Origin of the sequence: Phycicoccus mangrovi (assembly GCF_018729305.1) — a bacterium.
Lineage (GTDB): Bacteria > Actinomycetota > Actinomycetes > Actinomycetales > Dermatophilaceae > Phycicoccus > Phycicoccus jejuensis.
Genome location: NZ_JAHHWP010000004.1, coordinates 224,125 through 245,429, shown reverse-complemented (window position 1 = coordinate 245,429; position 21,305 = coordinate 224,125). Strand labels below are relative to the sequence as shown.

Annotated in this window: 22 protein-coding genes; 11 read left to right on the top strand and 11 right to left on the bottom strand. The window is 74.2% G+C overall.

Annotation, left to right across the window (positions count from 1 at the left end):
* Positions 1–10 precede the first annotated feature (10 nt).
* Positions 11–1,456 (bottom strand): gamma-aminobutyraldehyde dehydrogenase, encoded by a 1,446-nt coding sequence (locus KMZ30_RS02265; protein WP_215511205.1) that lies wholly within the window; start codon positions 1,454–1,456, stop codon positions 11–13.
* A 210-nt stretch (positions 1,457–1,666) separates the two neighbouring features.
* On the opposite strand from KMZ30_RS02265, the gene KMZ30_RS02260 reads away from it, so the two are divergent.
* The 4 genes from KMZ30_RS02260 to KMZ30_RS02245 are packed head-to-tail and all read left to right on the top strand — an operon-like array spanning position 1,667 to position 6,104.
* Positions 1,667–2,149, top strand: coding sequence for an Lrp/AsnC family transcriptional regulator (locus KMZ30_RS02260; RefSeq protein WP_242525809.1), 483 nt, complete (start codon positions 1,667–1,669; stop codon positions 2,147–2,149).
* A complete protein-coding gene (locus KMZ30_RS02255; RefSeq protein WP_215511204.1) occupies positions 2,146–3,585 on the top strand; it encodes an aspartate aminotransferase family protein in 1,440 nt (479 codons plus the stop codon). Before KMZ30_RS02260 ends, KMZ30_RS02255 begins: the two co-directional genes overlap by 4 nt.
* Before the next feature lie 2 nt (positions 3,586–3,587).
* The gene (locus tag KMZ30_RS02250; protein ID WP_215511203.1) at positions 3,588–4,964 is read left to right on the top strand and encodes an NAD(P)/FAD-dependent oxidoreductase; all 1,377 of its coding nucleotides are present in this window, start codon (positions 3,588–3,590) and stop codon (positions 4,962–4,964) included.
* A gap of 30 nt (positions 4,965–4,994) precedes the next feature.
* Positions 4,995–6,104: an LOG family protein gene (locus KMZ30_RS02245; RefSeq protein ID WP_308279530.1), complete on the top strand. Its 1,110-nt coding sequence runs from the start codon at positions 4,995–4,997 to the stop codon at positions 6,102–6,104.
* On the opposite strand, the gene KMZ30_RS02240 is transcribed toward KMZ30_RS02245, so the two are convergent.
* Complete coding sequence (locus KMZ30_RS02240; protein WP_215511202.1) at positions 6,091–7,272, bottom strand: monooxygenase; 1,182 nt, start codon at positions 7,270–7,272, stop codon at positions 6,091–6,093. The two genes, KMZ30_RS02245 and KMZ30_RS02240, sit on opposite strands and share 14 nt — an antisense overlap.
* Positions 7,273–7,304: 32 nt before the next feature.
* Positions 7,305–8,507, bottom strand: coding sequence for a 23S rRNA (adenine(2503)-C(2))-methyltransferase RlmN (gene rlmN, locus KMZ30_RS02235; protein WP_215511201.1), 1,203 nt, complete (start codon positions 8,505–8,507; stop codon positions 7,305–7,307).
* A gap of 174 nt (positions 8,508–8,681) precedes the next feature.
* Here rlmN and KMZ30_RS02230 point away from each other — a divergent pair, with 174 nt between their 5' ends.
* Positions 8,682–9,518 (top strand): DUF1444 domain-containing protein, encoded by an 837-nt coding sequence (locus tag KMZ30_RS02230; protein ID WP_215511200.1) that lies wholly within the window; start codon positions 8,682–8,684, stop codon positions 9,516–9,518.
* Positions 9,519–9,540: 22 nt separating this feature from the next.
* Here the strand turns inward: KMZ30_RS02230 and KMZ30_RS02225 are convergent, their stop codons facing one another.
* From KMZ30_RS02225 to pyrH, 3 genes are all read right to left on the bottom strand, one after another.
* Positions 9,541–10,410 (bottom strand): phosphatidate cytidylyltransferase, encoded by an 870-nt coding sequence (locus tag KMZ30_RS02225; RefSeq protein ID WP_215511199.1) that lies wholly within the window; start codon positions 10,408–10,410, stop codon positions 9,541–9,543.
* Positions 10,411–10,417: 7 nt separating this feature from the next.
* Positions 10,418–10,975: a ribosome recycling factor gene (gene frr, locus KMZ30_RS02220; protein ID WP_215511198.1), complete on the bottom strand. Its 558-nt coding sequence runs from the start codon at positions 10,973–10,975 to the stop codon at positions 10,418–10,420.
* 86 nt (positions 10,976–11,061) lie between these two features.
* Positions 11,062–11,820 (bottom strand): UMP kinase, encoded by a 759-nt coding sequence (gene pyrH / locus KMZ30_RS02215; RefSeq protein ID WP_215511197.1) that lies wholly within the window; start codon positions 11,818–11,820, stop codon positions 11,062–11,064.
* A 109-nt stretch (positions 11,821–11,929) separates the two neighbouring features.
* Between pyrH and KMZ30_RS02210 the strand changes: the two genes are divergently transcribed.
* Together KMZ30_RS02210 and KMZ30_RS02205 are read left to right on the top strand one after the other, a co-directional pair.
* Positions 11,930–12,418, top strand: coding sequence for a phosphoribosyltransferase (locus KMZ30_RS02210; protein ID WP_215511196.1), 489 nt, complete (start codon positions 11,930–11,932; stop codon positions 12,416–12,418).
* Between the two features lie 2 nt (positions 12,419–12,420).
* Entirely contained in the window at positions 12,421–12,978 is a 558-nt protein-coding gene (locus KMZ30_RS02205; protein WP_215511195.1) for an NUDIX domain-containing protein, read from the top strand.
* Between the two features lie 19 nt (positions 12,979–12,997).
* Here the strand turns inward: KMZ30_RS02205 and KMZ30_RS02200 are convergent, their stop codons facing one another.
* Positions 12,998–13,177 (bottom strand): hypothetical protein, encoded by a 180-nt coding sequence (locus KMZ30_RS02200; protein WP_215511194.1) that lies wholly within the window; start codon positions 13,175–13,177, stop codon positions 12,998–13,000.
* A gap of 78 nt (positions 13,178–13,255) precedes the next feature.
* Between KMZ30_RS02200 and KMZ30_RS02195 the strand changes: the two genes are divergently transcribed.
* Entirely contained in the window at positions 13,256–13,639 is a 384-nt protein-coding gene (locus KMZ30_RS02195) for a nuclear transport factor 2 family protein (protein WP_215511193.1), read from the top strand.
* A 63-nt stretch (positions 13,640–13,702) separates the two neighbouring features.
* Here the strand turns inward: KMZ30_RS02195 and tsf are convergent, their stop codons facing one another.
* The gene (gene tsf / locus KMZ30_RS02190) at positions 13,703–14,533 is read right to left on the bottom strand and encodes a translation elongation factor Ts (RefSeq protein ID WP_215511192.1); all 831 of its coding nucleotides are present in this window, start codon (positions 14,531–14,533) and stop codon (positions 13,703–13,705) included.
* 45 nt (positions 14,534–14,578) lie between these two features.
* Positions 14,579–15,502 (bottom strand): 30S ribosomal protein S2, encoded by a 924-nt coding sequence (gene rpsB, locus KMZ30_RS02185; RefSeq protein ID WP_215511191.1) that lies wholly within the window; start codon positions 15,500–15,502, stop codon positions 14,579–14,581.
* 295 nt (positions 15,503–15,797) lie between these two features.
* On the opposite strand from rpsB, the gene KMZ30_RS02180 reads away from it, so the two are divergent.
* The 3 genes from KMZ30_RS02180 to KMZ30_RS02170 all read left to right on the top strand — a co-directional run bounded on the left by KMZ30_RS02180 (position 15,798) and on the right by KMZ30_RS02170 (position 19,050).
* On the top strand, positions 15,798–17,051 hold the full coding sequence (locus KMZ30_RS02180) for an MFS transporter (RefSeq protein WP_308279529.1): 1,254 nt from the start codon (positions 15,798–15,800) through the stop codon (positions 17,049–17,051).
* Positions 17,052–17,061: 10 nt separating this feature from the next.
* The gene (locus tag KMZ30_RS02175) at positions 17,062–18,228 is read left to right on the top strand and encodes a pyridoxal phosphate-dependent aminotransferase (RefSeq protein ID WP_215519845.1); all 1,167 of its coding nucleotides are present in this window, start codon (positions 17,062–17,064) and stop codon (positions 18,226–18,228) included.
* A gap of 201 nt (positions 18,229–18,429) precedes the next feature.
* Positions 18,430–19,050: a murein hydrolase activator EnvC family protein gene (locus tag KMZ30_RS02170; RefSeq protein WP_215511189.1), complete on the top strand. Its 621-nt coding sequence runs from the start codon at positions 18,430–18,432 to the stop codon at positions 19,048–19,050.
* Here the strand turns inward: KMZ30_RS02170 and KMZ30_RS02165 are convergent.
* On the bottom strand, positions 19,037–20,317 hold the full coding sequence (locus KMZ30_RS02165) for a hypothetical protein (RefSeq protein ID WP_215511188.1): 1,281 nt from the start codon (positions 20,315–20,317) through the stop codon (positions 19,037–19,039). The two genes, KMZ30_RS02170 and KMZ30_RS02165, sit on opposite strands and share 14 nt — an antisense overlap.
* Before the next feature lie 13 nt (positions 20,318–20,330).
* Positions 20,331–21,242 carry a tyrosine recombinase XerC gene (locus KMZ30_RS02160; protein WP_308279528.1) on the bottom strand — a complete coding sequence of 304 codons (912 nt, stop codon included), beginning with the start codon at positions 21,240–21,242 and terminating at the stop codon, positions 20,331–20,333.
* Positions 21,243–21,305: the final 63 nt, after the last annotated feature.

Below are 21,305 nucleotides of genomic sequence, written 5' to 3'. Positions count from 1 at the left end.
GTGACCTGCCTCAGCTCTCGATGTTGGCCATGACGTGCTTGACCCGGGTGTAGTCCTCGAACCCGTACATCGACAGGTCCTTGCCGTACCCGGACTTCTTGTAGCCCCCGTGCGGCATCTCGGCGACGAGCGGGATGTGGGTGTTGATCCACACGCACCCGAAGTCGAGCGCCTTGCTCATCCGCATCGCGCGGCCGAAGTCCTTGGTCCACACCGAGGACGCGAGGCCGTAGTCGACCCCGTTGGCCCAGGCGACGGCCTCGGCCTCGTCGGTGAACCGCTGGACGGTGATGACCGGGCCGAAGATCTCGTTCTGGATCGCCTCGTCGTCCTGGCGCAGCCCCGAGAGCACGGTCGGCTCGAGGTAGTAGCCGTCGCCGAGCGCCGAGACCCGGTTGCCGCCGGCCGCGACCTGCGCGTGCGAGGGCAGCCGCTCGACGAACCCCGAGACGTGCGCGAGCTGGCGGGCGTTGTTGACCGGGCCGAGCAGCGCGTCGGCGTCGTCGGGCAGGCCGACCGGTGCGGAGCTCTTCGCGTACTCGGCGAGCGCCGCGACGAAGTCGTCGTGGATGCGGGGCGCGGCGAGCACGCGGGTGGCCGCCGTGCAGTCCTGGCCGGCGTTGAAGTAGCCGGCGATCGCGATGCCCTCGACCGCGGCCTCGATGTCGGCGTCGTCGAAGACGACGACCGGTGCCTTGCCGCCGAGCTCGAGGTGGACGCGCTTGACCTGCGGCGCGGCGCTGGCCGCGACCTCGGCGCCGGCCCGGACCGAGCCGGTGATCGCGACGAGCGAGGGGGTCGGGTGCTCGACGACGAGGCGGCCGGTGTCGCGGTCGCCGGTCACGACGTTGAGCGTGCCGGTCGGGAGGAACTCCGAGGCGATCTCGGCGAGCAGCAGCGTGGACTCGGGGGTGGTGTCGCTCGGCTTGAGGACGACGGTGTTGCCGGCGGCCAGGGCCGGGGCGATCTTCCAGACCGCCATGAGGAGCGGGTAGTTCCACGGCGTCACCTGGCCGACGACCCCGATCGGCTCACGACGGATCCATGAGGTGTGGCCGGCCATGTACTCGCCGGCCGCCTTGCCCTCGAGGACGCGGGCGGCCCCGGCGAAGAACCGCAGCTGGTCGACCATCGGCGGGATCTCCTCGCTCGCCGTGAGCGCCTTGATCTTGCCGGTGTTCTCGGACTCGAGGGCGATGATCTCCTCGGCGCGCGACTCGAGCGCGTCGGCGATCTTCAGCAGCGCCTGCTGCCGCTCGCTCGGCGTCGTGTTCCCCCACTCCCCGAACGCCTTCGACGCGGCGGCGTACGCGCGGTCGACGTCCTCGGCGCCGCTCACGGGGGCCTTGGCGACGACCTGCCCGGTCGCCGGGTTGACCACGTCGGTCGTGGCTCCGGTGGAGGCGTCCGTGTAGGACCCGTCGACGAAGTTGCGCAGGTCGCGAGGGCTGCTCATGTCTGGTGCTCCCGGGGGTCGGTGGCGGGGTGGACGCGGTGCGTCGGGGTGACCGGGCACGCGGCTGCGGGCACAGTAGTACGCCGCGCCGCGAAATCACTAGGGTCCGTCCACGATTCATGGGGAATGTTGCACGAATGTGGCACGGAAGTTGCGGAATCCGTTCCGCGGTACTTGCGTGACCCCCTCCCAGCAGCCACGATGGGGCGCGTGACCGCACGGCAGCCCCGCGACCGCTCGCACGACATCCGCCTCGACGACGTCGCCAAGCGCATCATCGAGCTCCTCCAGGAGGACGGGCGGCAGTCCTACGCCGCCATCGCGAAGGCGGTGGGCCTCTCGGAGGCCGCCGTCCGCCAGCGCGTCCAACGCCTCCTCGACGCCGAGGTGATGCAGATCGTCGCCGTCACCGACCCCCTCCAGGTCGGCTTCCGACGGCAGGCGATGATCGGCATCCGCGCCGGCGGGGACCTCGTCGACCTCGGCCAGGCCCTCTCGGACATGCCGGAGGTCGACTACGTCGTGACGACGGCGGGCTCCTTCGACGTGCTGGCCGAGGTGGTGTGCGAGGACGACGACCACCTCCTCGAGCTGCTCACCCAGCGCATCCGGCAGCTGCCGGGCGTCGCGAGCACCGAGACCTTCGTCTACCTCAAGCTCAACAAGCAGCACTACAACTGGGGCACCCGATGACCATCCACCCGAACGACGTGTGGGAGCCGAGCTCCGACCGGCACACCGCGACCGGCGCCCTGTACTCCGAGGCCGCCCGCGACCACCTCTGGATGCACTTCACGCGGCACTCGACCTTCGAGGACCCGGGCCACGGGGGCCTCGGCCAGTCGGTGCCGATCATCACCCGCGGCGAGGGCTGGCGGGTCTGGGACGACCGCGGCAACGAGTACATCGACGGCCTCGCCGGCCTCTTCGTCGTCAACGCCGGCCACGGCCGCACCGCGATCGCGGAGGCGATGGCCAAGCAGGCCGCGGAGCTGGCGTTCTTCCCGCTGTGGTCCTACGCGCACCCGCGGGCCATCGAGCTCGCGGAGCGGCTGGCCCACCACGCGCCGGGCGACCTCAACCGCGTGTTCTTCACGACCGGGGGCGGCGAGGCGGTCGAGACCGCGTGGAAGCTCGCCAAGCAGTACTTCAAGCTGACGGGGAAGCCGACCAAGCACAAGGTCATCTCTCGGTCGGTGGCCTACCACGGCACCCCGCAGGGCGCGCTGTCCATCACCGGCATCCCGGACGCGAAGATGCCGTTCGAGCCCCTCGTGCCCGGTGGCCACAAGGTGCCGAACACGAACATGTACCGGGCGCCGGAGCACCTGCGCGAGGACGAGAAGGCGTTCGGCCGCTGGGCCGCCGACCGGATCGCGGAGGCCATCGAGTTCGAGGGCCCCGACTCGGTCGCGGCCGTCTTCCTCGAGCCGGTGCAGAACTCCGGCGGCTGCTTCCCGCCCCCGGCCGGCTACTTCGAGCGGGTCCGCGAGATCTGCGACGAGTACGACGTCCTCCTCGTCTCCGACGAGACGATCTGCGCCTTCGGGCGGATCGGGTCGATGTTCGCCTGCCAGGACTTCGGCTACGTGCCGGACATCATCACGACCGCGAAGGGCATCACCTCCGGGTACGCCCCGCTCGGCCTGATGATCGCGAGCGAGCGCCTCTTCGAGCCGTTCCGGAAGGGCACGACGTACTTCCCACACGGCTACACCTGGGGCGGTCACCCCGTCTCGTGCGCCGCGGCGATGGCCAACCTCGACATCTTCGACGCCGAGGGCCTCAACGACCGCGTCAAGGAGAACGCCCCCGTCTTCAAGCGCACCCTCGAGCAGCTGCTCGACCTGCCGCTCGTCGGTGACGTGCGCGGCGCCGGCTACTTCTACGGGATCGAGCTCGTCAAGGACAAGACGACCCGCGAGACCTTCGACGACGCCGAGAGCGAGCGGCTGCTGCGCGGCTTCCTCTCCAAGGCGCTCTTCGACGCGGGCCTGTACTGCCGGGCCGACGACCGCGGCGACCCCGTCGTCCAGCTCGCGCCCCCGCTGACGATGGGCCCGAGCGAGTTCGACGAGATCGAGCGCCGCCTGCGCTCGGTGCTCACCGAGGCCGAGAACCACCTCTGAGCGTGGACGGCTCGACGGGTACCGCGCCGCTCTGGTGGGACGGCCGGTCCCCTTCTCCCGCAACGACGTCCGAGGCCGACCTGCCGCTGCGCGCCGACGTCGTCGTCGTGGGCGGCGGGTTCACCGGGCTGTGGACCGCCTACTACCTGCTGCGGGCCGACCCCTCCCTCGAGGTGCTCGTCCTGGAGTCCGAGCACGTCGGCTTCGGGGCCAGCGGGCGCAACGGCGGCTGGGTCTCGGCCCTCTGGCCCGTCGGCGCCGACACGGTCGCCGCCCGGCACGGCCGGGAGGCGACGCTCTCGCTGCTCGCCGCGCTGCGCGACACCGTCGACGAGGTCGGCCGGGTCGACGCGGACGAGCAGCTCGGCGGCGGCTTCGTCAAGGGTGGGACGGTCGCGCTCGCCCGCACCGAGGCGCAGGCGGCCCGGGCGCGGGCCGCGGCGGAGCACGGCGCGGCGTGGGGTGACGGCACGACGTGGCTCGGGCCGCAGGAGGCCCGCGAGCGCCTCCACTCCCCCGGCGTCCTCGGAGCCACCTTCAACCCGCACTGCGCCCGGGTGCAGCCGCGCGACCTCGTCGACGGTCTCGGCGCCGCGGTCCGGCGCCTCGGGGCGCGGGTCGCCGAGGGCGTGCGGGTGGCGCGCGCCGGGGACGGTGTGGTCGTCCTCGCCGACGGTCGTCGGCTCAGCGCGCGGGCGGTCGTGCTCGCGACGGAGGGATGGACCCCCCACCTGCCGGGGCACGAGCGCGCACTCGTGCCGGTCTACTCGCTCATGGTCGCGACCGAGCCGCTGCCCGCCGCGACCTGGGAGCGCATCGGCCTCGCGCAGCGCGAGGTGTTCACCGACCACGGGCACCTCGTCATCTACGGGCAGCGCACGGTCGACGACCGGATCGCCTTCGGCGGCCGTGGCGCGCCCTACCACCTCGGCTCCGGCATCCGGCCCGAGTTCGACCACGAGGAGGCCGTGTTCGCCTCGCTGCGGCGGACCCTGACCGACCTCCTGCCCGTGCTCCGCGGGGTGCGCTTCACGCACGCGTGGGGCGGGCCGCTCGGCATCCCCCGCGACTGGAACCCCACGGTGCTCTGGGACCCGGTGACGCGCACGGGCCGCGCCGGCGGGTACGTGGGCGACGGGGTCGCCGCCACCAACCTCGCCGGGCGGACGCTCGCCGACCTCGTCCTCGGCCGCACGAGCGCCCTCACGGCGCTGCCCTGGGTGGGGCACCGCTCACCGTCGTGGGAGCCCGAGCCGCTGCGCTGGCTCGGGGTCAACGCCGGGCTGCAGGCCGCCCGCCTCGCGGACGCCGAGGAGACGCGCACCGGCCGCGCGAGCCGCATCGCCCCGATGCTGTCCCGTCTGACCGGCGGCCACTGAGAGACCCTCCGCGGGCGATAGGTTCGCCCGGTGCACGAGATCGAGACCCTCGACGCCCTCGACGCCGCCCTCGACGCGGGCACCCCGCTGCGCCGGATGCGGCTGCAGGACCTCGACCTCACCGACCGCGCCGACCGGCTGCTCGCGCGCACCGACCTCGAGGGCCTCGTCGTCCTCGGCGGCCGGCTGCCCGACCGCCTCGGCGAGCACCTGCGCCGGCACGGCGCCCTCGTCTTCCCGACCGACCCGCACGCCCCGGTCGACCCCTACCGCGCGACCCTCTACTCCCCCGAGGAGCTCTACGCCGGCCTGGCCGCCTCGGGCTACGCCGCCACCCCCGACGCGCTGGCCCACGCCTGGTCGCGCGACGCGACCCTCGGGCACGACGTGTTCGTCACCCTCCTGCGGGCCGTCCACGACGACTCGATGAGCGACGCGCTCACCGACCTGCTCGACGACCTCCCCGTCGTCGGCGTCATGGGCGGGCACGCCCTGCGCCGGGACGAGGAGGCCTACGCCCGCGCCGCGGCGCTCGGGCACGCCCTGGCCCGCTCGGGCCTCGTCGTCGCGACCGGTGGAGGGCCCGGGGCGATGGAGGCCGCCAACCTCGGCGCGCTCGCCGAGCACCCCGACGACCTCGCCGCGGCGGTCGAGCGGCTGCGGGCCGTGCCGTCCTTCCGCCCCGACGTCGACGCGTGGGCGCGCCTGGCCCTCGAGGTGCGCGAGCCCCTCGTCGCGGGCCGGACGGCGCGCGCCGTGCGCAGCGTCGGCATCCCCACGTGGTTCTACGGGCACGAGCCCCCGAACGTGTTCTGCGACGGGATCGCGAAGTACTTCAGCAACGCCATCCGCGAGGACGGGCTGCTCGCCCGCTCCCGCGCCGGCGTCGTCGTCCTCGAGGGGGCGGCCGGCACGGTGCAGGAGGTCTTCCAGGCCGCGACCCGCCTCTACTACGACAGCGAGCCCGCCGACGGCCGCCCGCTCCCCCGGCTCGTCCTCGTCGGAGCCCGGCACTGGAGCGAGACGGTCCCGGTCTGGCCCGCCCTCACGGCGCTGGCCGCCGGGCGCCCGATGGCGCAGCACGTGCACCTCGTCGACGACCTCGCCGACGCGGTCGCGGTCCTCGCTACGGGCGCGTGAGCAGGACGATGCCGAGGCACATCTCGTCGGTCGTGCCCTCGCCCCACACCACGTAGCGCTCGCGCTGGCCGGCGAAGGCCGGCAGGAGGTCGCGCAGGGACTGGTCGTGGCGGCAGGTGACCGTGATGCGGTCGCCCGGCGCGACGCGGACCGGCTTCTCCAGCGGGATGCTCCCCTGGTCGTCGAAGTCCCAGGTCGCGATGTCGAGCACGCGTCGCGCGCGGTCGGTGCCCTTGTCGACGTCGACGGTGATGGACCGGCCCAGCAGGTGCATGTGCCCGGCGACGGCGCGGATGGTCCCCTCGTCCTTGACCGTCCGGGTGCAGCTCTGGACCGGGCCGGGGACGACGGGACCGCAGAGCAGGTGCAGCAGGTCGGCGGTCGCCGGGCGCTCCTCGAAGCGGCGCGAGACGTCGGCGACGGACACGACGCGGGCGCACATCCCGGCCGTGCGGTTCTCGCGGCACGGCAGCTCGACCGGCGCCGGGAGGAGCATCGTGTCGAGCGGCTTCTTGCGGCTGCCCGCCGCCTCCGAGACACGCAGCCGGACGGTGCTGCGGTCGGTGCCGGAGCCCGCCAGCAGGTTGTAGTGCATCTGGACGACGAGCCGCCCGCCCGCGCGCAGCGGGATACCGATGTCGTCGGCCATCACCCGCTCGCCGCCACCGGGCGCCCAGGCACCGACCCAGTCGGCGTCGTCGAGGTTCACCCCGATGCCCTGGATCCCGCTGCCGCCGAAGCAGGTCCAGCCGTCCCCCGGGTCGGCCGCGTCAAGCCGCTGCGCCTGCGCGATGCCCTCCGGCTCCACCCGCGACACGATGACGTGGTGGACCAGCGCCGCGTTGTCGGGCCGGATGTCGACGCCGCTCACGAGCTGGTCGGTGCCCAGGTGGGGGTCGAGCAGGAAGCAGCGGTAGTCGTCGGTGGCGGTGGGGGTCGGCGCCGTCGGGGTGTAGGCGCCGGGCAGCCGGACCTCGACGAACCGCTCCCCGGCACGCAGCGGCACGTCCGGCGGCCGCGACACCGGGGCGGCCGGCCTCGACGTCGCGGCGGCGTGGGCCGCCCCGTGCGAGCTCTTCGCCCGCAGGTCGTCGGGCAGCGGAGCGGACGAGCAGCCCGCCAGCCCCACGGCCAGCACGGCGGCCAGGGAGAGCAGGCGTCGTCGCATGACCGGAGCGTAGTGCCGGGGGCGCCCCGCGGTCAGGCGGTGGAGGCGGCCAGCTGCCCGCAGGCGCCGTCGATCTCGGAGCCGCGGGTGTCGCGGACGGTCGTCGGGATGCCGTGCGCGCGCAGCCGCTCGACGAACTGCTGCTCGACCCCGCGCCGCGACGCCGTCCACTTCGAGCCGGGCGTCGGGTTGAGCGGGATCGGGTTGACGTGCACCCAGCCCCGGCCACGGGCGGCGAGCTTCTCGCCGAGGAGGTCGGCGCGCCACGCCTGGTCGTTGATGTCGCGGATCAGCGCGTACTCGATGCTGACCCGGCGCCCGGTGACCTCGTAGTAGCGGTGCGCGGCGTCGATGGCCTCGTCGACCTTGAAGCGCGTGTTGATCGGCACGAGCTCGTCGCGCAGCTCGTCGTCCGGGGCGTGCAGCGACAGGGCGAGCGTCACCGGGATGCCCTCGGCGGCGAGCCGGTCGATGCCCGCCACGAGGCCGACGGTCGACATCGTGATGCCCCGCGCCGAGATGCCCAGGCCCGAGGGCGCCGGCTCCGTGAGGCGCCGGATCGCGCCGATCGCGGCCTTGTAGTTGGCCAGCGCCTCGCCCATCCCCATGAAGACGATGTTGCTGACGCGGGCCGGGCCGCCGGCGGGCGCCTCGTCGGAGCCCTCGGCCTCGTCGCCGAGACCGGCCCCCTCGGTGCCCGCGCCCACCTCCGGCAGCCCGCCGTGGCGCAGCATCCGGGCGGCGGCGACGACCTGCTCGACGATCTCGGCCGTCGACATGTTGCGGGTCAGGCCCTCCTGCCCGGTCGCGCAGAACGGGCAGTTCATCCCGCAGCCGGCCTGGCTCGAGATGCACACCGTGACCCGGTTCGGGTAGCGCATGAGGACGGACTCGACGAGCGCGCCGTCGAAGAGCTTCCAGACCTGCTTGACCGTGGCGCCCTGGTCGGCCGTGATGTGGCGGACGGGCTGGAGCAGCGGCGGCAGGAGGTCGCGGACGAGGTCGTCGCGGACGGCCTTGGGCAGGTCGGTCATCTCGTCCGGCGAGTCGACGAGCCGCTCGAAGTAGTGCGTCGAGAGCTGGTTGGCGCGGAAGGCCGGGTGGCCGAGGGCCGTGGCGGCCTCGCGCCGCTCCTCGACCGTGAGGTCGGCGAGGTGGCGCGGCGGCTTGCCCCGGCGGGGCGCGACGAGGGTCAGCTGGCCGGGGGCGGGGCGCGGGGCGGGGGTCTCGGACATGGTCCCCCGATTCTCGCAGGCCGACCGCGGCCCGGGCGAACCGCGGCCCGAGGCGCTGCGCATGCTCCCCACCTCAAGATTCTTCGTTTCGCCCACACCGGGACCTGTCATCCCTTTACTCTCTCTTTAACTTCGCTCCGCAGGGGGAGCGAGGATGCAGGGAAAGGCAGGGCCATGGGCCTGTTCGACCGCTGGCGCTCGCTCGCAGGGGGCGCCGCCACCGTCCCGGGGACGACCTCCCCCGTCCGTCACCCGGTCGCCGCGGTGCCGGACCTCGACTCCGACCCCGCGCTCGACGCGGCCGTCCGGGCGCACCTCGAGCGGCTCACCGCGGCCGCCGAGACCGACATCGACTCGATGTCGCCCGAGCGCTTCGACGCCGCGCTCACCTCCCGCCTCGTCGCGCGGGACCGCCTGCACGCGACCGGCCTGGGCTTCCAGTACGTCATGCCCTTCACCGAGCACGTCGACGAGGTGCTGACCCTCGACCTCCCGACGAGCGTCGTCACCCTCCCCGAGTCCCGCGTCGTCGCGACGCACCGCCACCTGTGGTCGCTCATGGAGATCGCCCGCGCCAACCTCCTCGAGGAGCTGCACACCGCCGACGCCGAGCGCATCCGCCTCGGCCGCCCGCGCCACTCGGTCTCCGCGATCGTCGGCGACTCGCCGTACACCTCCTCCTTCGCCCGCTTCCTCCCCGAGGTGATCGAGCGCTGGCTCCCCGGCGCCGGCCTCTCCGGCGGGGTCGTGTTCGCGATGCCGCACCGGAACGCCCTCGTGCTGCAGCCGTGCTCGACGCCCGCGGAGGCCCGGGCCGCCCTCGAGCTCGTCCCCGCGCACGCCGCCGAGATGTACGCCGACGCCGCCGGCCCGGTGACCCCGCACGTCTACCACTGGTACCACCGCGAGATCACGTGCCTCACCGAGGAGCTGCCCGACGGCACCCTCGCGGTCGGGTCGACCCCGGTGCTCGACACGATGCTGTCCCGCGGGCGGCGCCGGGCGGGCTGACCCGCCGGCGTCGAACGTCCGGTCAGGCCGCCGGCACGAGGAAGAACAGCAGGGCCCAGGCGATCGGCGCGACCGCGACGAGGGAGTCGAGGCGGTCCATGAGGCCGCCGTGCCCCGGGAGCATCGTGCCCATGTCCTTGATGCCGAGGTCGCGCTTGATGCTCGACTCGATGAGGTCGCCGGTCGTCGCCGCCCCGGCGGCCACGGCCCCGAGCAGCGCGCCGCCCCACCACGGCCCGTCGAGGAGCAGCGGCAGCGAGACGGCACCGACGAGCGCGCACGTCGCGACCGAGCCCGCGAAGCCCTCCCAGGACTTCTTCGGGCTGAGCGAGGGCGCCATCGGGTGCTTGCCGAGGACGACCCCGACGGCGTAGCCGCCGATGTCGGAGAACACCGTGACGAGCACGAAGACGATGATCCGCTGGCGGCCGTCGGGCTCGGCCAGCATGAGCGAGGCGAAGCCGCCGAGGAAGACCGGGTAGAACGCGACGAGCGCGGAGGCCGACAGGTCCCGGGCCGCGCCGTCGAGACCGTCGGCCACGCGCCACACGAGCAGGCCGACGAGGGTGAGGCCGAACGTCACGACGAGGGCCTCGGCGCCGCGCAGGTACGCCGAGGCGATCATCCCGACGGCCCCGAGCATCAGCGGCAGGAGCGGGACGCGCAGGCCGCGCGTCGCGACGGCCCGCCGCACCTCCCAGGCCCCCCGGCAGATCGCCAGGACCACGACGACGAGGAAGGCCCGCGGGTCGAGCACGAGGCTCGCGATGACGACGGCCCCGAGGAGCAGCCCGACCCCGACGGCGGCCCGCAGGTCGCGCCCGGCCTTGGGGGCCTTCGGGGCGGCGTCCGCGGTGTCGGTGGTCGCGGCGGCGTCGGTGGCGTCGGTCATGGGGCGCTCAGACGTCGAGGAGCTCGGCTTCCTTGCCCTTGAGCAGCTCGTCGATCTGCTCGACGTGCCGCTTGGTGACCGCCTCCAGCTCCTTCTCGGCGCGGGTGCCCTCGTCCTCGCCGACCTCGCCGTCCTTGACGAGCTTCTCGAGGGAGGTCTTCGCGCTGCGCCGGATGTTGCGGACCGACACGCGGGCCTCCTCGGCCTCGCTGTGCGCCATCTTCACGTACTCGCGGCGGCGCTCCTCGGTCAGCTGCGGCATCGTGCAGCGGATGATGTTGCCGTCGTTGCTCGGGTTGACGCCGAGGTCGGCCTGCTGGATCGCCTTCTCGATGGCGTGCATCGAGGACTTGTCGAACGGGCTGATGATGATCGTGCGCGCCTCGGGCGTCTGGAACGACGCGAGCTGCTGCAGCGGGGTCGGGGCCCCGTAGTAGTCGACCGTGATCTTCTGGAACATGCCGGGGTGGGCCCGGCCGGTGCGGATGCCGGCGAAGCTCTCCTTGGCGACCTCGACGGCCTTCTCCATCTTCTCCTCGGCCTCGAACAAGGTCTCGTCGATCACGGCGGGCATCTCCTTCGGTTCGCGTCGCGGGCGCGACGCTGCGGGTCCAGTCTGTCAAAGGCCCGGGAGCGCCGGGCCGGGGTCGGTCAGCCGGCGTGGACGAGGGTGCCGATCGGCTCGCCCCGCAGCGCGCGCGTCACGTTGCCGTCCCCCTCCATCCCGAAGACGACCATCGGGAGGCGGTTGTCCATGCAGAGGCTGAAGGCGGCGGCGTCGACGACCTTGAGGCCGGTGCGCAGCGCCTCGCCGAACGTCACCTCGTCGAGCTTGCGCGCCCCCGGGTTCTCGCGCGGGTCGCTGTCGTACACCCCGTCGACGCCGTTCTTGCTCATGAGCACGGCGTCGCACTGGCACTCCAGCGCCCGCTGGGCGCTCACGGTGTCGGTGGAGAAGTACGGCATCCCGGCGCCGGCGCCGAAGATGACGACCCGGCCCTTCTCGAGGTGGCGGATGGCCCGGCGCGGGATGTACGGCTCGGCGACCTGGCCCATCGTGATGGCGCTCTGCACCCGGGTGTCGACCCCCTCCTTCTCGAGGAAGTCCTGCAGCGCGAGGCAGTTCATGACGGTGCCGAGCATGCCGATGTAGTCGGCGCGGGCGCGGTCCATCCCCTTCTGCTGCAGCTCGGCGCCGCGGAAGAAGTTGCCGCCGCCGACGACGATGGCCACCTCGATGCCCTCGCGGACCGCGGCCGCGATCTGGCGGGCCACCCCCCGGACGACGTCGGGGTCGACACCGACCTGCCCGCCGCCGAACACCTCGCCGGAGAGCTTGAGGAGGACCCGGCGGTTGCGGGTCGCGGCAGCGGCCTCGGCCGGGGCCTCGGCGGTGGCGGACGTGGTCACGTGGCCTCCTGGGCGCGGGTTCACGGCGGTCGCCCGATCCTGTCACACCGGATGGCCCCCGGCCCAACCGGGAAACCCGCCGGTAACCTCCACCTGCGACGATGGCGCCGTGGACGACGAGCGCGAGGTGCTGACCTGGGAACGCTTCGACGAGGCGGTGTGGTCGCTCGCCGAGGAGATCGCGGCCGAGGGCGTCCCGGACATGATCCTGTCGATCGCCCGGGGCGGGCTGCTCATCGGCGGGGCCCTCGGGTACGCGCTCGGGGTCAAGAACACGTACACGATGAACGTCGAGTTCTACACCGGGGTCGACGAGCGTCTGGAGGTGCCGCGCATCCTCCCGCCGGCGCCCGACTTCGTCGATCTCCACGACGCGACGGTCCTCGTCGCCGACGACGTCGCGGACACCGGCCTCACCCTGCGCTCGGTGGAGGAGTTCTGCGCCGGGAAGGTCGGCCGGGTGCGGACCGCCACCATCTACGCCAAGCCCCGCTCGGTCGTCCGGCCCGACCACGTCTGGCGCGACACCGACCGCTGGATCACCTTCCCGTGGAGCGACCGCGTGCCGGTCACCGGTCGCGGCGTCCGGGACGCCTGACCGTGTGGCCCGTCACCGCCTCGCGGACCGTCTACGCCAACCCGTGGATCGAGGTCGTCGAGGACGACGTCGTGCGCCCCGACGGCGAGCCCGGACTCTACGGTGTCGTGCGCCTGCGCCGGCCCGCCGTCTTCGTCGTGGCGCTCACCGAGGCCGACGAGGTGGTCCTCGTGACCGTCGACCGGCACACGACCGGCCCGTCGGTCGAGGTGCCGGCGGGTGGCTGCGAGGAGCCCGACCCCCGCGACGCGGCCCGCCGCGAGCTCGCCGAGGAGACCGGCCTGCGGGCCGAGCACTGGCGCGAGGTCGGCCGGATGGACGCCCTCAACGGCATCTGCGTCGCCCCGGAGGTCGTCTACCTCGCGACCGGCCTCTCCCCCGTGGACGGCGCCGGGGGAGCGGTGGCGGAGGTCGACGAGCAGGAGGCCGAGGGCATCAGTGCGGTGCGGACCGTGCCCTGGCCCGAGGTGATGGCGATGGTCGGCGACGGCCGCATCCGCGACGGCGAGACGGTGGCGGCGCTGATGTTCGCCGCGCTCGCCCTGGGTCGCGTCGGCTGACGACCGGGTCCCGACCCGGTCAGAGGACGCCGGCGTTGCGGAGCATGAACTCCGTGTCGGTGTCGCGCCCGCCGCGCGGGTCACGGGCCGGCTGCGTCTCCTGGGTCGTCACCATCTGCTCGGGCCGCACCCGGGGCAGGTCGACGTGCACCCGGCGCTCGAGGTCGTGCCGGTCGGTGTCCTGTCGTGCTGCGTCCATGGCGGCCTCCCTGCGGCCATCGTCGCACGTCGCCGCCCTGCCCGACAGGTGTCGGGGGTCGGGCGTAGCGTCCGCGACATGAGCACCGCGCAGCACGAGGCCGTCGTCCGCGCCTACTGGGCCGCCGCGGAGGCGCGCGACTGGGAGGCCTTCGGGGCGACCCTCTCCCCCGACGTCGTCTACCGCTGTCCCCAGACCCGAGAGGTCGTGCGCGGACGCGAGGACTACGTGCGCTTCAACCGTGAGTTCCCGGGCGACTGGCACCTCACGGTCGACCGCGTGCTGAGCGACGGAGCCGGGGCGATGAGCCGCACCACCTTCACCGTCCGCGGGGAGACGATGACGGGCCTGTGCCTGTTCACGATGGACGCGCAGGGCCGCGTCGAGACCGTCGAGGACTGGTGGCCGGCCCCGTACGAGCGCCCCGCCGAGCGCGCGCACCTGAGCGAGCTCGAGAAGTGACACGACGCCGCCCCCGGGAGGACCCGGGGGCGGCGTGCGTGGAGCGCTCGATGAGCGACCGGGTCAGGACCCGATGCGGAAGCGCGCGAAGCCGGTGGCCGACGCGCCGGCCTCGTCGAGGACCTTGGCGACGGTCTTCTTGGCGTCCTTCGCGAACGGCTGCTCGAGAAGCACCTGCTCCTTGAAGAAGCCGTTGACGCGACCCTCGACGATCTTCGGGAGGGCGGCCTCGGGCTTGCCCTCCTCCTTCGCGGTGGCCTCGGCGACGCGACGCTCGTTCTCGACCTGCTCGGCGTCGATCTCGTCGCGGGTGAGCACGGTCGGCGCGAACGCGGCGACGTGCATCGCGACGTCGCGGGCGGTCGTGGCGTCGCCGCCCTGCGTGGCGACGAGGACACCGATCTGCGCGGGCAGGTCGGGGCTCGTCTTGTGCAGGTAGGAGACGACGTGCTCGCCCTCGAGGCGCGCGACCCGCTTGACCTCGATCTTCTCGCCGATGGTGGCGTTGGCGTCGTCGAGGAGCTGCTTGACCGTCGTGCCGTCCTCCAGGGTGGAGTCGAGCAGCTGGCCGGCGTCGGCGGCCTTCGTGGCCACGGCCTGCGCGAGCACCTGGTCGGCGAGGGCGATGAAGCGCTCGCCCTTGGCGACGAAGTCGGTCTCGCAGAGGACCTCGACGAGGGTGCCCTCGCCGCCCTCGGCCTGCGCGGCGACCAGACCGTTGGAGGTCGTGCGGCCCTCGCGCTTGGTGACGCCCTTCTGGCCCTTGACGCGGAGGATCTCCTCGGCCTTGGCCATGTCGCCGTCGGCCTCGTCGAGAGCCTTCTTGACGTCCATCATGCCGGCCGCGGTCTTCTCGCGGAGCGCCTTGATGTCAGCGGCGGTGTAGTTCGCCATGGTTTCCTGTCTCGCTCGATGGGGTGAGGGGAATGAGCCGGTGGCTCAGGCCTGCTCGGCCGGGGCGGCCTCGGCGGCCGGGGTCTCCTCGGCAGCAGCGGCCGGGGTCTCCTCGGCGGTGGCCTCGGCAGCCTCGGGGGCGGTCGCGGCGGTGGTCTCGCCGGCCTCGGGGGCCACGGCCTCGGCGGCCTGGTCGGCGTCGCCGGAGAGCAGCTCGCGCTCCCACTCGGCCAGCGGCTCCTCGCCCTGGGTCTGCTCGCCCGCGGCGGCCTGGCCACCGGAGCGCGCGATGAGGCCGTCGGCGACGGCGTCCGCGATGACGCGGGTCAGGAGGGTGACGGAGCGGATGGCGTCGTCGTTGCCCGGGATCTTGTAGTCGACCTCGTCCGGGTCGCAGTTGGTGTCGAGGATCGCGATGACCGGCAGGCCGAGCTTGCGCGCCTCGTCGACCGCGAGGTGCTCCTTCTTGGTGTCGACGATCCAGACGGCCGAGGGGACCTTGGACATCGAGCGGATGCCACCGAGGGTCTTCTCGAGCTTGTCCTTCTCGCGCTTCATCATGAGGAGCTCCTTCTTCGTGCGGCCCGAGCCGGCCACGTCGTCGAAGTTGATCTCCTCGAGCTCCTTGAGGCGCGTGAGGCGCTTGGAGATCGTCTGGAAGTTGGTGAGCATGCCACCGAGCCAGCGGTGGTTGACGTACGGCATGCCGACGCGGGTCGCCTGCTCGGCGACCGGCTCCTGCGCCTGGCGCTTGGTTCCGACGAAGAGGATGGTGCCGCCGTGGGCGACGGTCTCGCGGACGAACTCGTACGCGTTGTTGATGTAGGTCACCGACTGCTGCAGGTCGATGATGTAGATGCCGTTGCGCTCGGTCATGATGAAGCGCTTCATCTTCGGGTTCCAGCGACGGGTCTGGTGCCCGAAGTGGACGCCGCTCTCGAGGAGCTGGCGCATGGTGACGACGGCCATCGTCGTTCTCCTTGGTGTGTGTGGTTGTCAGTTGCGTCGGTGGAGCCCGAGCCCCGAGGGGTGGACCCACCTGCCTGGCGTCCCGACGCACCCCGGGCGGACCCGACCTCGTGAGGTCGCGGGCCGCCACTGCCGTGGTGCGTCCCCGGCCGGCGGACCGGCGCGGGAGGAGGACGCGCGAGATGTGGCTCCCGCACGCGGACGCACGGAGGCCATCGGACATGCTACGGCGCGCAGGGGTCCGGCACGAAATCGGTGGGCGGCCCCGCGGGAGCCGAGGTAGCGTCGCGACCTCGTGGGCCGCCTCCTCGACGTCGTCGCCCCGCCCCGGATGGGCGGGGCGTTCCGGTGGAACCTCGCGTCGTCGTGGGTCGCCCAGGTCGGCGACGGCATCGCCCTCGCGGCCGGGCCGCTCCTCGTGGCCTCGCAGACCCGCTCCCCCGTGCTCATCGCGATGGCCGCCGTCGTCCAGAAGCTGCCCGGCCTCGTGCTCGGCCTGTACGCCGGGGCGGTCGCCGACCGGGTCGACCGCCGGCGCGTCGTCCTCGCCGCCAACGCCGGGCGCATCGCCGTCCTGCTGGCCCTCGTCGTCGCTCTGCTCACCGACACGCTCTCGGTCGGGCTGCTCCTCGGCCTGCTCCTGCTCGTCGGGACGGCCGAGGTCTTCGCCGACACCGGGTGGCGGGCCATCCTGCCGATGATCGTGCGGCCCGCGGACCTCGGCCTGGCCAACGCCCGGCAGATGTCGGGCTTCCTCGTCGGCGACCAGCTGGTCGGGCCGGCCGTCGGGGCGGCGCTCTTCGCGCTGGGGTCGGCGGTGCCGTTCGGGGTGCACGTCCTGGCGCTGCTGCTGTCGGTCGGGCTCTTCACCCGGGTCCGGCTGCCCGTCGTCGAGCGCACGGCCCCCCACCAGCACGTGGGCCGCGACATCCTCGACGGGCTGCGCTGGATCGCCCACAACGCCCCGGTGCGGACGCTGACGCTCGTCATCCTCGTCTTCAACGTCACGTGGGGCGCGCCGTGGGGCGTCCTCGTCTACTGGGCGCAGGAGCGGCTCGGGGTCGGCGCCGTCGGGTTCGGGCTGCTCACGACGGCATCGGCGACCGGAGGCATCGTCGCCGTCCTCTCCTACGGGTGGCTCGAGCGGCACGTGCCGCTGGCCCGCCTCATGAAGGCCTGCCTCGCGCTCGAGGTGCTCACCCACCTCGTCCTCGCGGTGACGACCGTCTGGGCGGTGGCCCTCGCGGTCATGGTCGTCTTCGGCGGCTACGCCTTCGTCTGGGGGTCGCTGTCGTCGGCGGTGCGCCAGCGCGCGACGCCGCAGGACTACCAGGGGCGGGTCGGCAGCGTCTACTGGGTCGGGCTCGTCGGCGGGCTGCTCGTCGGGCAGCTCCTGGGCGGCGTCATCGCCGAGCGGTTCGGGGCGGCGGCGCCGTTCTGGTTCGCCTTCGCCGGGGCCGGGCTGACCCTCGTGCTCGTCTGGCGCCAGCTGGACCACATCGCGCACGCCGACGCCGGGACCACCTCGGCCGACGGCTCCCCCGCGTAGCCTGCGGGCCATGCCTTCGATCCCCGGCCACCCCGCGCTGACCGAGTTCGGGACGACGATCTTCGCGACGATGACGCAGCTGGCGCTCGAGAAGGACGCCGTCAACCTCGGTCAGGGCTTCCCGGACACCGACGGGCCGCCCGAGGTCCTCGAGGCGGCCGTCGAGGCCATCCGGTCCGGGCGAAACCAGTACCCGCCGGGGCCGGGCGTGCCGGAGCTGCGTGCGGCGGTCGCCGCGCACCAGCGGCGCTTCCACGGTCTGGAGGTCGACCCCGCCCGCGAGGTGCTCGTGACCGTCGGGGCGACCGAGGCCATCGCGGCGGCGGTGCTGGCGCTCGTGCGGCCCGGCGACGAGGTCGTGACCTTCGAGCCCTACTACGACTCCTACGCGGCGACCATCGCCCTGGCCGGTGGGGTGCGGCGCACCTCGCTGCTGCGCTTTCCCGACTTCGCCGTCGACGAGGAGTCGCTGCGCGCCGCGTTCTCGGACCGGACCCGGATGGTCCTGCTCAACACGCCGCACAACCCGACGGGCAAGGTGTTCACCCGCGCGGAGCTCGAGCTCGTCGCGCGGCTCGCCGTCGAGCACGACGCGTGGGTGGTGGCCGACGAGGTGTACGAGCACCTGCTCTTCGACGGCCGGCGGCACCTGCCCATCGCGGCGCTGCCCGGGATGCGCGAGCGGACGCTGACCATCTCGTCCGGGGGCAAGACGTTCGCGACGACCGGGTGGAAGGTCGGCTGGCTGACCGGGCCGGCCGAGGCCGTCGCCGCGGCGCGCGGGGTCAAGCAGTACCTGACCTTCGTCGGGTCCGGGCCCTTCCAGCCGGCCGTCGCCGTCGGGCTCGGCCTGCCGGACGCGGTCTTCACCGGGCTCGCGACCTCGATGGCGGCCAAGCGAGACCGGCTCGTCGCGGGGCTGCGGGCGGCCGGCTTCGAGGTGCCCGTCCCCGAGGGCGGCTACTTCGTCCTCGCGGACGCCGCCCCGCTCGGGGTCCGCGACGCCGAGGCGTTCTGCCTCGAGCTGCCCGACCTCGTCGGCGTCGTCGGGGTGCCGGCGTCCGCGTTCCACGACGACGTCGACGCCGCGCGCACCCTCGTCCGGTTCGCCTTCTGCAAGCGCGACGAGGTCCTCGACGAGGCCTGCCGCCGCCTCACCGGCCTGCGCCAGGGCTGAGACCCGCAGCCGTCCCTCCCCCTCCCACGCGCCCGGTGAGCCGAGGGTGCGTGCATCAATCGACACATTCGTCGATTGATGCACGTCTGGAGCCGGCGTCCCGGCACCGGCTCCGTCCACAGGGCGCCGCCGGCCGCGGCGCCGTCCACAGATGCTCCGGGCCCCCTGGCCCCCGTGCGGCGCGCGGTCGAGGCTCGACCCATGACGACGACCGGCGCGGTGGGCGCGCTCCTGGTGGCGACGGGCCTCGCCCTCGGGGTGGGCGCGACGGTCGCGGGTGGGGAGGCGGGGTCCGCGGCGTCCGGCCCGACGGCTCCGGCGGCGACGGGCTCCCGTGCCGCGAGCGCGCTCCCGGACGCGCCCGGCGCCGGTCGTCCCGTCGAGCGTGCTCGGTGGCGCTGGCCGGCCGCGCCCGTGCCGGAGGTCGTCCGGCGCTTCCTGCCGCCCGCGTCGGCCTACGGTCCGGGCCACCGCGGCCTCGATCTCGGGGTCGCGGGCGCGGCACCGGTGCTGGCGGTCGAGGCGGGACGGGTCACGCACGCGGGCGTCGTCGTGGGCCGGGGCACGGTGACCCTCCGGCACCGCGACGGCCTGCAGAGCACGTACGAGCCGGTCGTCCCCGAGGTGCGCGTCGGCGACGAGGTCGCGGCCGGCGAGCGGTTGGGGCGGCTGGGAACGGCTCCCGCCCACTGCGGCCGGCGCACGTGCCTCCACCTCGGCGCGCGACGCGACGGCGCCTACCTCGACCCGTTGCCGTTCCTCGTCGGAGGCGGCCACGTCCGGCTGCTGCCCCTCGGGACGACGGGAGTCAGCGCGAGGTGACGAGCGGCGCGCCGCCGCTGTCGCTCCCCGCGACCGCCGCCACGGGCCGCGGGCCGGCCGGGCCCGCCGTGGACGGGGCGTCGGGGCGCCCCAGCCACCAGGCGACGGCGAGGAGGACGACGAGGGCGAGGGCGAGGAGGAGCGCCAGCCGGCGACGGGTCGCCGGCGCCCCGCCGCCTCCGTGGGCCGCTCGCCGGGTCCGGGCCCGGGGCGGCGAAGGGGTCACCGTGGCGTCGGCGGTCCCGGCGTCGGCCGGGGCTGCAGCGGGCACGTCAGCCGCGTGCTGCCCCTCGCGCCCGGGGCGCCGCACGGAGAACCCGCGGCGGGACCGGCCGTGGAGGTCGCTGCGGCGCACGACCGTGGCGGTCGCGGCACTGTCGGTGCCGGTGTCAGTGCCGGTGTCGGTGCCGCCGCCGGGCCCGGGCGCGCCCGGGAGGCCGTCCGGTGACGGCGCCGCGGCGACGTCGCGCTCGGCGAGGTCCTCGGTCGTGGAGAGCTCGGGTGCGGGCGCGCCGTCGAGGTCCTCGGGCAGCGAGTCGTCCCACCACGATCGTCGCGGGGCGGGCCGGTCCTCGCCCGGCTCGCCCGCCGACGCCGGCGCCGGCGGACCCGGCACCGCCTGCTCACCGGACCGGTCGTCCTCGACCGGGGGCAGGGTGTCGTCCCACCACCGGCTGGGTGCGACGGCGCTCGAGACGGGCTCGGACTCGGACTCGGACTCGGACTCGGACTCGGACTCGGACTCGGGCTCGGGCTCGGGCTCGGGCTCGGGCTCGGGCTCGGGCTCGGGCTCGGGCTCGGGCTCGGGCTCGGGGGCAGCGAACCACGCCGAGCCCGTTCCCGCGGCCGGCGTGGGTGCCGGCTCGGGTGCGGGGAGCGTCGAGGAGGGGAAGGCCGAGGAGTCCTCGAGGTCGAGCCCGAGGCGGTCGCCGACGACGCGCAGGTGGGCGCCACGGGCAGCGACCTGCGCGGCGGTCCCCGCGGCGAGCGCGTGCGGGTCCGCGGCGGGCGGCGTCGGCTCCGCGGCGGGCGGCGTCGGCTCGGCGGTCGTCGCCTCCGGGAGCGCGGCCTCGAGCTCGTCGGGTCCGAGCGCCTCCAGGTCGGCGGGGCCGTCCGTGCGCCGGAAGCGCCGGGCGAGCCGGCTGCGCTTCGGGGCGGCCTCGGCCTCGGCCAGCGCCTCCTCGAGGCTGATCTCGGTGAGGTCCTTCGGCTCGAGGTAGAGCCGACGGACCTCGGAGATCCACTCCGGGTACGCGGTGTCACCCACGGCCCCGGGCCCCTCAGGCACGCGGGTGGGCCTGTGCGAAGGACCGCTTGAGGCGATCGACGGACACGTGCGTGTAGATCTGGGTGGTCGCGAGCGAGGCGTGGCCGAGCAGCTCCTGGACCATCCGCAGGTCCGCCCCGCCCTCGAGCAGGTGGGTCGCGGCGCTGTGGCGCAGCCCGTGCGGCCCGAGGTCGGGGGCGTCGGGGACGTGGGCCAGCAGGCGGTGCACCGCGTCGCGCACCTGGCGCGGGTCGACCCGTCGGCCACGACGCCCCAGCAGGAGCGCCGGCCCGCTGCCGTCGACGGCCAGGCGTGGGCGTCCCCGCTCGAGCCACTCGGCGACGGCGTCGCGCGCCGGGGTGCCGAACGGCACCCGCCGCTCCTTGTCGCCCTTGCCGACGACCCGCGCGACGCACGCGGCGAGGTCGACGTCGTCGACGTCGAGCCCGGTCAGCTCGCTCACCCGGATCCCGGTGGCGTACAGCAGCTCCAGGGCCGCGCGGTCGCGCAGGTGGACGGGGTCGTCGTCGTCCGCCGCGGTCGCGGCGACCTCGAGCAGGGCGCCGGCCGAGCGCTGCGTGAGCACCGGCGGGAGCGTGCGGTGGCGGCGAGGGGCCGCGAGGCGGAGCGAGGGATCCTGCTCGACCCGTCCGGTGCGCTCGCACCACCGGAAGAAGGTGCGCAGTGATGCGGAGGTCCGGGCGACCGTCGAGCGGGCGGCGCCGGAGCGGGCGACCGTGCCGAGCCATCCGCGCAGGTCCGCGAGCGTCACGGAGCGCAGGCCGGCGTCGTCCTCGACCCCGGCCGCCGCGAGGAAGGCCGAGACGTCGCGCGTGTACGCGCGCACGGTGTTCTCGGAGCGGCCGCGCTCGGCACGCAGATGACGCTCGAACGCGGACAGCGCCTCTGGCTCGGGGGCGGTCACGCCCACACGGTGTCACCGGGCCTCCCGCGACGCAACGAGAACCGCCGCAACATCAACCGTTCG